The organism is Lewinella sp. IMCC34183, from assembly GCF_003390915.1.
In the GTDB taxonomy this organism is placed as follows: Bacteria; Bacteroidota; Bacteroidia; order Chitinophagales; family Saprospiraceae; genus Neolewinella.
This window is the reverse complement of record NZ_QMEM01000003.1, coordinates 1-13,556: the sequence shown is the minus strand read 5'-3', so window position 1 is coordinate 13,556 and position 13,556 is coordinate 1. Positions and strand designations below refer to the sequence as shown.

Annotated in this window: 11 protein-coding genes and 1 pseudogene; 6 read left to right on the top strand and 6 right to left on the bottom strand. The window is 60.9% G+C overall.

Going from position 1 to position 13,556, the window contains the following annotated elements:
* Positions 1–24 precede the first annotated feature (24 nt).
* A complete protein-coding gene (locus DQG19_RS07600) occupies positions 25–474 on the bottom strand; it encodes a hypothetical protein (protein WP_116125658.1) in 450 nt (149 codons plus the stop codon).
* An 841-nt stretch (positions 475–1,315) separates the two neighbouring features.
* On the opposite strand from DQG19_RS07600, the gene DQG19_RS07590 reads away from it, so the two are divergent.
* From DQG19_RS07590 to DQG19_RS07580, 3 genes are all read left to right on the top strand, one after another.
* A complete protein-coding gene (locus DQG19_RS07590; protein ID WP_116125656.1) occupies positions 1,316–2,608 on the top strand; it encodes an ATP-dependent RecD-like DNA helicase in 1,293 nt (430 codons plus the stop codon).
* Positions 2,609–2,779: 171 nt separating this feature from the next.
* Positions 2,780–3,694, top strand: a complete 915-nt coding sequence (locus DQG19_RS07585; RefSeq protein ID WP_116125655.1) for an NAD(P)/FAD-dependent oxidoreductase — start codon at positions 2,780–2,782, stop codon at positions 3,692–3,694.
* Positions 3,691–4,320: a hypothetical protein gene (locus DQG19_RS07580; RefSeq protein ID WP_116125654.1), complete on the top strand. Its 630-nt coding sequence runs from the start codon at positions 3,691–3,693 to the stop codon at positions 4,318–4,320. Before DQG19_RS07585 ends, DQG19_RS07580 begins: the two co-directional genes overlap by 4 nt.
* Here the strand turns inward: DQG19_RS07580 and DQG19_RS07575 are convergent.
* Positions 4,307–4,831, bottom strand: a complete 525-nt coding sequence (locus DQG19_RS07575) for a cupin domain-containing protein (protein ID WP_157974385.1) — start codon at positions 4,829–4,831, stop codon at positions 4,307–4,309. The genes DQG19_RS07580 and DQG19_RS07575 overlap by 14 nt on opposite strands.
* A gap of 168 nt (positions 4,832–4,999) precedes the next feature.
* Here DQG19_RS07575 and DQG19_RS07570 point away from each other — a divergent pair, with 168 nt between their 5' ends.
* Complete coding sequence (locus DQG19_RS07570; protein WP_116125652.1) at positions 5,000–5,665, top strand: hypothetical protein; 666 nt, start codon at positions 5,000–5,002, stop codon at positions 5,663–5,665.
* A 23-nt stretch (positions 5,666–5,688) separates the two neighbouring features.
* Here the strand turns inward: DQG19_RS07570 and DQG19_RS07565 are convergent, their stop codons facing one another.
* Together DQG19_RS07565 and icd are read right to left on the bottom strand one after the other, a co-directional pair.
* Positions 5,689–6,066, bottom strand: coding sequence for a four helix bundle protein (locus DQG19_RS07565; RefSeq protein WP_116125651.1), 378 nt, complete (start codon positions 6,064–6,066; stop codon positions 5,689–5,691).
* 224 nt (positions 6,067–6,290) lie between these two features.
* The gene (icd, locus tag DQG19_RS07560) at positions 6,291–7,520 is read right to left on the bottom strand and encodes an NADP-dependent isocitrate dehydrogenase (protein WP_116125650.1); all 1,230 of its coding nucleotides are present in this window, start codon (positions 7,518–7,520) and stop codon (positions 6,291–6,293) included.
* A gap of 161 nt (positions 7,521–7,681) precedes the next feature.
* Between icd and DQG19_RS07555 the strand changes: the two genes are divergently transcribed.
* Positions 7,682–8,791: an AI-2E family transporter gene (locus DQG19_RS07555; RefSeq protein ID WP_116125649.1), complete on the top strand. Its 1,110-nt coding sequence runs from the start codon at positions 7,682–7,684 to the stop codon at positions 8,789–8,791.
* Here DQG19_RS07555 and DQG19_RS07550 read toward each other — a convergent pair.
* Positions 8,788–11,310, bottom strand: coding sequence for a hypothetical protein (locus tag DQG19_RS07550; RefSeq protein ID WP_157974384.1), 2,523 nt, complete (start codon positions 11,308–11,310; stop codon positions 8,788–8,790). The genes DQG19_RS07555 and DQG19_RS07550 overlap by 4 nt on opposite strands.
* Positions 11,311–11,495: 185 nt before the next feature.
* Between DQG19_RS07550 and DQG19_RS07545 the strand changes: the two genes are divergently transcribed.
* Complete coding sequence (locus DQG19_RS07545) at positions 11,496–13,370, top strand: DNA topoisomerase IV subunit B (RefSeq protein ID WP_116125647.1); 1,875 nt, start codon at positions 11,496–11,498, stop codon at positions 13,368–13,370.
* Here DQG19_RS07545 and DQG19_RS21310 read toward each other — a convergent pair.
* Positions 13,312–13,556: pseudogene (locus DQG19_RS21310) on the bottom strand (hypothetical protein); the annotation flags it as partial. The gene DQG19_RS07545 and the pseudogene DQG19_RS21310 overlap by 59 nt on opposite strands.

The following is a 13,556-nucleotide window of genomic DNA, read 5'->3' as shown; positions in this document are numbered from 1 at the left end:
CCGCAAAGGTACGGCGTCGGGCGACTAGCCGGTGATGGACACGTACGCCAGCATGTCCTGCAGGTCGCGGTACGACAGGTCGGAGATGGTGGTCAGGATTGCGGGCGTGACTGCTTCCCAGAGTTGGGTGCCCTCGGGTTTCCCCTGCCGGATCTGCTCACCGCTCTTGAGGAGGATGGCGAGTAGTTCTTCCCGCTCGTAGTAGGGCCAGTTCGATCGCACCTCCGCCACTGGGGGCGAGATGCTTTTGGTGGGTGACGCCATTTCCTGGCAGCTGCAGCAAACGTAGCGATTCCAGAGTTCGGCACCGCGCTCCGGATTGGGATGGGACGCAACCTCGGTCAGGTCCGCAACGCTCCAGGGTCTTAATCTGCTAAATTCATAGGAATTTTCCGCCCGGGACAGGAAGGCAATGCTGACCAGGGTCAGGGCGATGCAGGCGTAGAATATGTAGGGTAAGGTGTAAAAACGCATGTTGAACGATGTGTCAGACATTGACAACTAAAGTAACCCGCTGACGAATTTTCTGCAACCGCCCAAATCAGCCCGGTGCGGCAAACGGCCTGTTTTTAGGATATCTCGTGAAAGATAAGCACATACCGGTAATATGAGTCGTTTGGCCGACATTAAATTAATTCTAGCGAGGGTTCAAGTGAACACGTTTGTTGGGTGGTGTGCGGTCCAATGACGGGGACGAAGGTAAAAATGGGACGATAAAACACACCTGACGGACACCTGCGGCCCACTTCTCATCACCTGACGGGCGGGCTTAATTTAATGTAGGCTACCAGCGCCGCGATGTCCACGTTGGTCAGGTTGGTATAGGCGGGCATGGAAGCCGGTTTCCATGCCCGCCAGAGTGTTTCGGCGCGTGGAGGGCCCACGTCGACCCATCGCTCGCTACCGCGTATCCAGCCGTAAAGATCTGTAGCTGGATACGCGTCCCACCGTTACGTGGCGCCGGCGAGGGCCGGGCCGACCAGGGGGGACACGCATGGTACTGCTGTGATAGGAGCCGCAAAGATCGGCATTCCACAGGTCAGGGTATCCCCCTGACTCAGGAATGGCAACACCGTTGCGCACGTTCCGGCCTGCGGGAGCGGTCCGGCGGAGGTGTGTAATCCGTACCAGAGTATCTTCTCCAGGAGGAGGATGGCCGATACGGCTACCGGGAGGGTAGTGAGCAAAAAATCAATACGCATCGATTAGTTTGTTCATGAGCTCGGCTTCCGGCGGGCGGGCTTTCCGGCAGTGCCGGGGTAGGGCAGGTTCCGTACCCGAGAAGTATCCCTGCCCGTCGCACTACCTTCGCGCCATGCCCGAACCCCTGGTCTTGTCCGACGATTTTAATTACGCGCTGGAGCGCATGGAGTCCGGTGCCCACCTCTTCGTGACGGGGCGGGCCGGTACGGGCAAATCGACCCTGTTGCAGATCTTCAAGCGCAGTACCCGGCGCAACGTGGTGGTACTGGCCCCGACGGGGGTGGCGGCGCTCAACGTAGGCGGGCAAACCATCCACAGCTTCTTCAACTTCCCGCCGCGGCTGCTGCAGTCGAAGGACATCCGGCCCAACCGCCGTAATCACCGGGTCTTTCAGAACCTGGAGACGCTGGTGATCGACGAGATCAGCATGGTACGGGCCGACGTGATGGAGGCCATCGACTACGGGCTGCGGCTGAACCGCGGCAGCGGGGAGCCCTTTGGCGGCGTACAGCTGATTCTTTTCGGCGATCTGTTTCAGTTGCCTCCGGTCGTAAGCAGCGATACGGAGCGGGAGTTCTTCAGCCTGCGCTACGCCAGCGCCTATTTTTTCAGTGCCGACTGCCTGGATTACATCGACCTGGAGATGATCGAGCTGCGGCAGGTGTACCGGCAGGACAGCCGTTACTTCCTGCGGCTGCTCGAAAGTATCCGCAACGCGACCATCGACCACGACGAGTTGGCCGACCTCAACGCCCGCTGCCTGCCCGATTTCGAACCCGAGGAGGGTAGCAATTACCTCACCCTCGCCGCCCGCAACGCCACCGTCACCCGCATCAACGCCAACGCGCTGGAGGCGCTCGACAGTCCCGAACACCTCTATACCGCCGAGGTGAAGGGAAACTTCCCCGACAAGTTGTTTCCGGTACCCCAGCTGCTGCGCCTCAAGGTGGGGGCCCAGGTGATGACCCTGCGTAACGATAGCGACCGCCGCTTTGTGAACGGCACCATTGGCACGGTCCGTGAGTGTAAGTCGAAGTCGGTCGTACTGGAGATCGTGGAGCAGGGCCGCCCGGTAGAGGTAGAGGTGGAGTACGACGAGTGGGACATTATTCGCTACACCACCGACGGGGAAGACCTGCGCAAGATCGCCACCGAAACCCTCGGAACGTACCGGCAGCTACCCGTGCGGCTGGCGTGGGCGGTCACCATTCACAAGGCCCAGGGCAAGACCTTCGATCGCATCATCGTCGACCTGGGCCGCTCGGGGGCCTTCGAGCACGGGCAGACCTACGTGGCCCTCAGCCGCTGCCGTACGCTGGACGGTATCGTGCTCCGTCAGCCCCTGACGATACGCGACGTGATGGTGGACCCCGAGGTGGTGCAGTTTTACGAAGGGAAACGGTAGGGTAACGCTGGCTGCGCTTGCGGTGGTAACCCGGAAAGTACACTGCCAGTAGCACGAAAGTGACGGTGGGCCGCACCCGTTTACCGGACCCGGCGTTAGGAAGCAGTATCAGTGTTTTCCTTAATGCAACTGAATAGCGTTAAGTGGTGTTCCTACGGAAACTATCACGGTATGTCCAATTCCTACGAAGTAATCATCATCGGCGGCAGCTACGCCGGACTGTCCGCCGGTATGACCCTGGGCCGCGCGCTGCGGCGTACGCTCATCATTGACGGGGGGGAGCCCTGCAACCGCTACGCCCCGGCGTCGCACAACTTCATTACCCACGACGGGGAAGCGCCCGGTACGATCGCGGACGCCGCACGGCGCCAGGTGCTGGCCTACGCTACGGTTGCGTTGGTGCGGGACCGCGCGGTGGAGCTCTCCGGTGAAGACGGAAAATTTTCCGTTACCACCACCGCTGGCGAGCGATACGGGGCCAAGAAGCTGCTGTTTGCGACGGGGCTGCACGACGGGTTGCCGGACATTCCGGGGATGCAGGAATGCTGGGGGAAGTCGGTCGTCCACTGCCCGTACTGCCACGGGTACGAGATCCGGGAGCAACCCACCGGCATCCTGATGAATGGAGAGCATACCGTCAACATGGTGCAACTGATCCGGAACTGGACGAGTGACCTGACGCTGTTCACCAATGGGCCGGCCGCCTTCGATCCGGCCGATCTGGAGGCGTGCGAGGTGCGGATCGTGCAAGAACCCGTGCGCGAACTGCTCCACGAGGGTGGTCAGCTTACCGGCGTGGCCCTGGCCAGTGGGACGCAGGAGGCGATCACCGCCCTCTACCTTCATCCCGAGCTCCGGCAAAAGTGCCCGTTGCCGGAGGAGGCGGGCTGCGAGCTTACGGAACACGGCATGCTCCACGTCGATGAATTTGACATGACTTCCGTCACCGGCATATACGCCGCCGGTGACTGTACGACCAGGATGCGAACCGTAAGCTTTGCCACCGGTGCCGGTACGCGGGCCGGGGCCATGATCAACCATGCCCTAGTGATGGAACACTTCGGCGTCAAACACGTAGGTGGATGATGCGATCAATAGCCTTCCCCTCGCTGGCGGGCCTTGCCCTGTTTTGTGCCGCCTGCGGGACCGACACGGTAGCCAGCGCAACGCAGGAAACCGCCGCACCGGAGCGCCCGGTTGACAGCACGCTGTTGATCGTGCCGGGGCACCGCCTGGGGCCGCTCACGGTACTGCAACGAATGGATTCGGTCGCGAATACGATAGGTACGCCAACGTTCAGCGATTCGGGGGCGGGCACGACCGTTTCCACCTACCGCCTGGCGGACGGGGCGGACAGCGCCGAGCTGGTCCTGATTCTCACCTTCGAGCCTACGGATAACATGCGCAAGGACTTACAGGTCGCGCGCACCACTGCCCGGAAGTTTCACGATTCCTACGGTATCGGGGTGGGTAGCCAACGGGAGGAGTTGGAAAGCCGCTATAATCTGGAGGGACCCCTGTCCACCTTCGCCGTAGCCGGAGATTCGGTCCGTCTTTACGACACTGGCACGGGGCTGTCATTTGAGTTTGACGCCCGGGGAACGTGCCGGGGCCTGGCGGTACACGCGCAGAGCCGCTATCCGACCTCCAACTATCGGCCGGACTATCCGGAAATGGCTACCAACAACCTGCCCGCGGTTAGGGGGCAGTAGCCGTGACCCGTGCCCAGGCCTGCCGAAGTATGCCCCGCTCCCCGAGGGGGTCCTGCTCCGGGACCGGCAGGTTGTCGGGTTCCCGGTGCTCGGCGGCTCCGGTGATCAGGTCCCAACTGCGGCCGCCGGGGTAGGCCCCGAAGACGCGATAGTCGGATTGGGTATAGCACGCATGGCCGGTGCCGGCGGGCAGGACGATCACATCACCCGTGCCGGCCTCCAGGTCGTAGCCTTCCGGGCCCCCGAGCTGGACGGTACAGTGACCATTCAGGATCACCAGTACTTCGTGGGTATTGCTGTGGTAGTGTGGGTAGGGGTAGATGCCGGCCACCCAGGTGTTGCCCCAGCCGCTGGTCTGCAGGCGCTTGGCGACCCGGTCCTTGATGCCGGGTTTGGCGTCGGAAAAGGCACGGGGGTAGACGATGACGGGCAGTTCGCTGTTGGGGATCCATTCCCACGGTGTCAGGTAGATCAGGGTAGCGTTGCCCTGTTGTTCAATAGTGGTTTTCAAGTCGGTATCAGTTAGGGGGCTCAGTGTATTTCAAATGCCGGGCGGACGACTTGGGTTCGGCAATCCAGTCCGCTTTAACGTATCGGCTGGCGCCCCGGAACCGACGAATGGCCGTGGCAATTCTACCAAGCGTTCAACACAAGCCCTGGCCACCGGTGTTTCCCTGGTATGATTGTCCTTCTCATCATCTCCGTCCTCTTGGTGTCCCTGCTTGTCTACATGTTCAACCAGTGGAGCCGTAACCGCATGCCGTCGAAGAAAAAGCGCGGGCGCGTGTTATGGGAAATTCAGGAGGATATGAATACCTGGAGCAACGATCTGGTCAAGATGAACCGCGAGGAACTCGACCTCTTCAGTCTTACCCAGGACAAGCAGGTCGTCAAGCGCGGTACGGGAACCACCGCGAAGGGAACCTTTACTACGATCTTCCACGAACCGGTGGTCAGCTACAGCTACCGCCGCTACCTGGGCAAGCAGGTGAACGAATTGCTGTACGCCCGTACGGCAGAGCACGATTATGTCTACTGGACCGAAAAGGGCAAGACCAGCCTGGAGATTGACGGACAGCCGGTCGGTACCATCACCAACAATACCCTTCTGGGCGCCCGTAGCGGCAAGGAGCTGGCCCGCATCGAGAATACCGCCCGAGAGAACTACCTGCCCGTCAGCGTAGGCAACCGCGAGGTAGGGGCGCTGTCGACCCTGCCCACGACCACCGGCGACCCCTTAAGCCAGCGGGCCTTCGAATTCATCCCGGACGACCTCAACGACAAGGAGGAGCAACTGCTGATTTCGCTGACGGTGCGGGAGTTGGTGGGGCGTTCGGTGGGATAGGGTATGGGTTGCGGGTTGCGGGGCTAAGCTGGAGTTTTCCACTTTACCGCCACGTACGAACTAAAACTATGGATCTGTCGCCCAAGCGTATCGTAGCCGGCTTGCAACTCCTCTGCTTCCGCCCGGAGGCCGGGGTATAGCATCCCAATCTTCTTGAGGTGGTTTACCGTCTCGTCGTTACTGGCATGGGCGAAGACCAGAAATCGGAGGAAGTCGCGTTTGTACCGCCTCCGTCCGTATCCCTCCACGATATTGCTATTCACAGAATCAGCAGACCGCCGGACCTGACTCCCTAATTCGTAGGTTTCAAGCTTAGGCAATTTGCGGCTAAACTCATGTACGCGCAAGAACAGCCCGAGCGACTGCTTGTAGACCTCAAGGTCCTGGTAAGATTGACTCATTTTCTCTGGTAAGTGGTAGGCAATGGGGAGGGAAATATAAAACAAAAATATTAACTAATATTACAAATAAACATATTGTTGCAACCCGCAACCCGCAACCCGCAACCCGCAACCCGCAACCCGCAACCCGCAACCCGCAACCCGCAACCCGCAACCCAAAAAAGGGCCACCGCCCAAAGACGATGACCCTTACGATGAATCTAAAAATCAGCTCAGATTCACTTTTACATATTCGCGATGATCTCGTCGCCGAACTCGCTGCACTTCAGGAGGGTAGCCCCGTCCATCTGCCGCTCGAAGTCGTAGGTGACGCGCTTCTTGGAGATGGCGCCTTCGATGCCCTTGATGATCAGGTCGGCGGCTTCGGGCCAGCCCATGTAGCGGAACATCATCTCACCGGAGAGGATGACCGAGCTGGGGTTCACTTTGTCCTGGCCGGCGTACTTGGGGGCCGTACCGTGGGTCGCCTCGAAGATCGAGATACCGGTGGTGTAGTTGATGTTGGCGCCGGGGGCGATGCCGATACCACCCACCTGGGCCGCGAGGGCGTCGGAGATGTAGTCACCGTTCAGGTTCAGGGTAGCGATGATGCTGTACTCCTTGGGGCGTAGGATGATCTGCTGCAGCATGGCGTCGGCGATGACGTCCTTGATGATGATCTCCTTACCGTCGTCGGTCTTCAGTACGTGCCAGGGGCCGCCGTCGAGCGGGGTGGCACCGAAGTCCTTGGCGGCGGTCTCGTAGCCCCAGTCGCGGAAGCTGCCCTCGGTGTACTTCATGATGTTGCCCTTGTGGACGAGGGTCACGCTGTCCTTGCCGTTGTCGATGGCGTACTGGATGGCGGCCTTGACCAGGCGGCGGGTACCTTCCTGGCTGACGGGCTTGATGCCGATACCGGCCGTGTCGGGGAAGCGGACCTTGGCGTACTTGTCGGGGTAGGTATCTTTCAGCCAGGTGAGGAACTTCTTGTTCTCGTCGGTGCCTTCGGCGAATTCGATGCCGGCGTAGATGTCTTCGGTGTTCTCCCGGAAGATGATCATGTCTACGTCCTGGGGGTTCTTGACCGGGCTGGGAACGCCGGTAAAGTACTGCACGGGGCGTACGCAGGCGTAGAGGTCGAGTTTCTGCCGCAGGGCCACGTTGAGGGAGCGGATACCGCCGCCTACGGGCGTGGTGAGGGGGCCTTTGATCGATACGAGGTACTCCTCGATGGCGTCGAGGGTAGCCTGGGGGAGCCATTCTCCGGTCTGGTCCATGGCCTTCTGGCCGGCCAGTACTTCTTTCCAGACGATGGACTTCTCGCCGTTGTAGGCTTTCTCCACGGCGGCTTCGAGTACGCGGCTGGCGGCGGCCCAGATATCGGGACCGATGCCATCGCCCTCGATGAAGGGTAGGATGGGGTCGTTAGGTACGCTTAGTTTGCCGTTGGAGATGGTAATTTTGGATCCGCTCATGTATGTGTTTAGATTTTTGGTGGCAACCCGCGAAGGGGTCGGCCGGCGAAAATAGCGATAAATCGCTCAGTGTGTAAAGTAACTCCCCGGAAGGGGGCGAGGTTTAGCAACACAATCGGGGGTGTTTGATCGTTACCCCTGCACAAAACCCCCCGTTGTTGATGTCCGTTTTTCGCGTCGCCGCCTGGCTGCTCAGTATCGGCCTTGTCCTGACCCTCATCGTGGTGGGCAAAAGCTACCTGGTGCCCATCTTCATGGCGCTCGTGCTGTGGTACCTGGTCAACGCACTGAACAACCAGTTTCGCCACCTCCCCTTCGTGGGTACGCGCCTGCCCAACGGCATCACCCTGACCATGTCCCTCATCTTCATCGGCCTGGCGCTGTACGCCATATCGGACATGATCGTCAACACCGTCAATGGTTTCATCCTTGAGAGCGGCGTCTACTTGCCTAAGATCGAAGCCCAGATCGCCAACGCCTACGAAAGCCTCGGCATCAACCGGCCGCCGCCCTCAGTTGGTGACCTCGAGCTCGGACAGCAGATCCTCGGCAACTTCGCGCTCGTACTCGCCGGCGTGACCAGCGCCGCCAAGGGCATCGCGCTCGTGCTCCTCTACGTGATCTTTTTCCTCATCGAGCAGGGCACCTTTCCCAAGAAGATGGAAGCCCTGGGCCTCGACATGCGCCGCAGCACCCGCTTCACCCGCACACTGGCCGAGATCAACGCCGCCATGCGCACCTACCTCGGCGTAAAGACCCTCACCAGTATCGCCACGGGGGCGCTGAGCTTCGTTATCTTCTCTATCATCGGCCTCGACTACTCCCTGTTCTGGGCCTTTTTGATCTTCCTGTTCAATTTCGTACCCACGATCGGGTCCATCACCGCCACGGCCCTTCCCGCCCTGCTGGCCCTGGTCCAGTTCGATACGCTCACGCCCTTCCTGGTGGTAGTGATCGGCGTGACCGCGGTGCAGATCCTGGTCGGCAACATCGTCGAACCGCGGCTTATGGGCAGCTCGCTCAACATCAGTCCGCTGGTGGTGGTGCTCACCCTCATCCTGTGGTCCATGCTGTGGGGGATCGTGGGTATGCTGCTCAGCGTGCCGATCACCGTAGCCATCATTATCATCTGCGCGCAATTCCCCCAGACCCGTCCCATCGCCATCCTGCTGAGCCGCAACGGCGACGTAGATACCAAGCGACTTAAACGCGACAAGGTGCTCACCCGCGAGAGCGATGTGCTGGCCGACGCCGGCAGCGAGCTGGGCTAGTCGAGTTCCTCGGGCAGCGCGATGTCCGACATCGCCGAGCTCTTCATACCGCTCACCAGGCCCTTCCAGTAGGAGTTAAAAAAACTCTTCGTCGGGTCGTGGGGGGAGAAGATCTGACCTTCCCGGAAATCCTCCCCGCGGAGATTATCATTTTTGACAACCACCCCTGACAACAGATTCTTGATCCAGGCCCCGTTGCCCACTACCTTAAGGTCCAGGTTGCGGTATACCAGGTCCATGGTGCCGGTAACGGTATCGTTCTGCATCAGGCTGCGGTAGGTGAGCCGTTCGATCACGCCCTCGTCGATGATGGCGTCGGCCGCCACCCGCATGAGCGGATTGACCCGGCTGAGGTCGTACTTGCCCAGTTCGCCCGTGGCCGCGTAGTCGCGCCCCCCGGCCGAGCGGGCCAGGCGGAATTCCGCGTGCAGGGGCGTCGTCCCCTCGAAAGTGGCGTCAATGACGGCCGTGGCCGAGTCGGTCTGGCTGACCTCGGTATCTAGTCCGGCAATCCGGATCATCGCATCCCGAAAGTGAATGGTCTTGGGCTCGAGGATGGAGTCGACGACGCCGTAGGAGATATCCGTAGACTTGAAACGGGCGTTCTGAAGGACCACGCGCGGGCCGATCTTACGCAGGGCCTCGATCGGCATGGCCTTCTTGCGGTCGGGGAGGGTGAGCGACAGGTCCTCGATGACCGACAGCCGCATATCCTGCGCCTCCAGGGAGTCCAGGTAGATGAGCTCGCCGGTAACCAGGGCGTCGTGGCGGATACCGGTTGCCCGCAGCCCGTCGATGTCGAAGGTCAGGAAGGACTTCGCCAGTTCGCGGTCGAACAGCTCACCCGGCGTGATCCGGTTGACGCGCCGCAGGCTGTCGAGGGTAAGCCGCCCCGCGCGGCTGTCGTAGGCTACTGCGTTGAATACGTAATCCACCGGCAGGTCGTTCCCGCCGATCATCCGCAGCCGGGCCAGCCGCGCCTTGGCCGGGCCGAAGGTCTTCGGCTCGAACGGCTGGCGGACGGTGCGCTGGTCCACGTAGATCCCGGTGCCCTCCATATCCTTGCGCCCGTCGGAGCCGAAGCGCTCGAAGGAGGCGTTTTCCATCCGTATCCGCTCGGCTCCGGCCTGCCCCTCGAACCGAAGACCGTCCGCCACTAGCCGCGGGGTATGGACGGTATAGTGGCCGCCGTCCGGACGGTTGATCCTCGTCCGGGCGTCGACGGCTACCAGCTGACCGGCCCGGCTGGGTTGCGGTCCGAGCAGGGCGTCGCGCTGGATACCGGTGAGGAACAGGCTATCGACTTGTCCCTCTACCTTGCCGCCGGTGACGGTGACGCCCGCAATGCGCAGGTCGCCCGCGGTACTTCGGTACACGAGCTCCCGGCCGGTGATGTTCCGTGCGCCCTGGTCTACGCTGAAGTCCGGGATACGGATGTCGGTGGGGCCCAGGGACCCGCCGGCAAAGGGTAAGCGGAGGTCTTGCTGCTCCAGTTGAAGTTGGTGCAGCAGCACGGCCAGGTCCTTTCCGTTGTCGTACCGGATGCTGTCTCCCGCCACCTCCAACCGCTCGGCGGTAAGGCTATCCCGGTAGGTGACACCGGTCACCCTCAGGGAGCCGGCGTAGTCCGCCGTCCCGAATCCGCCACTCACGCGCAGGTCAATATCCGGGAGGTGCAGGCGGTTGACGCGAAGGGCCGGCATACCGGAACCGGAAGTGTCCTGCGCCTCTCCGGACCCGCCCGGCACCCGCGCTCCGCCGCCCAGGTACCCGATGGTCAGGCTGTCGAGGGTGATCTGGTCGTCTACGTCTTCCGCGTTGAGGCCGGTAAAGGCTACGTCGCGGGCCTCCACGCGGGTGTCGCCGCCGCGGGAAAGCACCAGCCGCTGCAGGCGGGTGGAGGCGTCGGCTTGGGCGTAGGTAAGTTCGGAGGCGATGACGGAGAGATCGTCCGCCGGTTTTCGGTAGGTGGCCGAGTCGGCCGTGATGCGCAGCGAGCGGATGCCGGTGGGCTGAAAGGGCAGGTGGAAGGATTCCAGCGAAAGGCCGAGGTCGGCCAGCCGCAGGGAGGTCCCGTTGGCGGCGTCCTCGATGCGCAGGAAGATGCTGTCGAGGTCGATCGCCGATACCTCCAGTTTTAAAGAACTACTGTCGTTGCTTTGCACCGGTTTGCGTGTTACGTCGGCGTCCATGCCCGACAGTTCGATGCGGTTCAGGGCGATCGGGTCGGAACCGATGAGGCTGAATACCTCGAGGCCACTCACCCGCAGGCGGCTGAGGGAACCGCGGGCGGCGAAGGCGGGGCGGTCCTGCTCGAAGCGGATGCCGCGGGCCGAAAGCGCGATGGGGAACAGGGAGTAGTCGTAATCAGCTACGGCAAGCACGTTACCCGAGTCGTTGGCCGAGGCGATGGCCCGATCGATCCGGTGACCGACGTACCACCGGGCCCCGACGTAGAGCACCACGGGCAGGAGGAAGAGCAAATACCACCAGCGAAAGCGGAAAGAATCAGTGGCCATACGTCGGACCGGTAGGGTGGGTGAGGAACATCACCGGTAAAAGCGGGCTTACGCCACAGATGTTTGTTGGGCGGCGGGGCGCGGGTGCGGGGCAAGGTTGATGCCCGATGCACTCGGGCAAACAAATTGTTTGATAATATTTCGGGGATTTCGTATGTTTGCCTGCCAAGAACAGCAGGAAGGAAATGGCAGAGACCACATACACGGAAGATAACATTCGCTCCCTAGACTGGAAGGAGCACATCCGTATGCGCCCGGGCATGTACATCGGCAAGCTGGGGGACGGCGCCAGCCCGGACGACGGCATCTACATCCTCCTCAAGGAAGTGATCGACAACTCCATCGACGAGTACGTCATGGGCCACGGCAAACAGATCGACGTGGTGATCGAGGACGGCACCGTACGTATCCGCGACTTTGGGCGGGGCATCCCCCTGGGCAAGGTGGTGGATGTGGTGTCCAAGATCAATACGGGGGGTAAGTACGACAGCAAAGCCTTCAAAAAGGCCGTGGGCCTCAACGGGGTCGGACTGAAGGCGACCAACGCCCTGTCCGATGATTTCCGCGTGTACGCCGTGCGCGAAGGTAAGCTCAAGCAGGCCGACTTTTCCCGGGGCAACCTGGTCAAGGAGCACAAGCCGGTGGGCACCAAGGAGGAGAACGGCACTTTCGTAAGTTTCGTCCCGGATGCCGGCATCTTTAAAAAGTACCACTTCCGCAACGATTTCGTTGAGAACCAGCTGTGGAACTACGCCTACCTCAACGCCGGCCTGAAGATCAACTTCAACGGCAAGACCCTGATGTCGAGGAACGGCCTCCGCGACCTGCTCGAGCGCAAGACCAACGTGGAGCAGCTGCGCTACGACATCATCCACCTCAAGGACCACGATATCGAGGTGGCCATCACCCACGGCAACGCCTACGGGGAAAACTACTTCAGTTTCGTCAACGGGCAGCATACCACCCAGGGCGGTACCCACCTGATCGCCTTCCGGCAGGCCCTGGTGGAGACGCTGCAGAAGCACTACAATAAGAACTACGACCGCAAGGATATCCTGGCCAGCGTCATTGCGGCCATCGCCATCAAGGTGGAAGAACCCGTCTTTGAGTCGCAGACCAAGACCAAGCTCGGCAGCACCGATATGGGACCGAAAGGGCCTACCGTCCAGACCTTCCTCAAGAACTTCCTGATGGAGAAGCTGGACAACTTTCTCCACAAGAATCCCACAATCGCCCAGGCGCTGGAGAAACGCATCAAACAGTCGGAGCGGGAGCGCAAGGAGATCGCCGGCATCAAGAAGCTGGCCAACCAGCGCGCCAAGAAGGCCAACCTGCACAACAAGAAGCTCCGCGACTGCCGCGTACACTTCAGTGACGGCACCAAGAGCAAGAGCGAGGAAGCCCGGCTGGCCACCACTATCTTTATCACCGAGGGCGATTCGGCCAGCGGGTCGATCACCGTGGCCCGTGACGTGCAGACCCAGGCCGTCTTTTCACTCCGCGGCAAGCCGCTGAATTGCTTCGGGCTCACCAAAAAGGTCGTCTACGAGAACGAGGAATTCAATCTCTTGCAGCACGCCCTCAACATCGAGGACGACGTCGACGAAATCCGCTACAACCGCGTGGTGATCGCCACCGACGCCGACGTGGACGGTATGCACATCCGCCTGCTGTTGCTGACCTTCTTCCTGCAGTTCTTTCCCGATATGGTCGAAAAGGGCCACCTCTACATCCTGGAAACGCCACTCTTTCGGGTTCGCGATAAGCAGAAGACTTACTACTGCTACAGCGAAGAGGAGAAGCAGGAGGCGGTGAAAAAACTGCGCGGCAAGGCCGAGATCACCCGCTTCAAGGGGCTCGGCGAGATCTCACCCAACGAATTCAAAGACTTCATCGGTGAGGGCATCCGCCTCGAACCGGTCGTTATGGCCGACAACACCAACATCGACGACCTGCTCAGCTACTATATGGGCAAGAACACCCCCTCCCGCCAGAACTTCATCATCGATAACCTGCGGGTAGAACGCGATGAGGAGGAGGAAGTGGCGGTGGTGGGGTAGGGGGCTCGCTGGTAATTCTGTAGTCTCGCTCGCTGCGCTCGCTGGTAGTTCTGTAGTCTCGCTCGCTGCGCTCGCTGGTAGTTCTGTAGTCTCGCTCGCTGCGCTCGCTGGTAGTTCTGTAGTCCCGCTCGCTGCGCTCGCTGGTAGTTCTGTAGTCCCGCTCGCTGCGCTCGCTGGTAGTTCTGT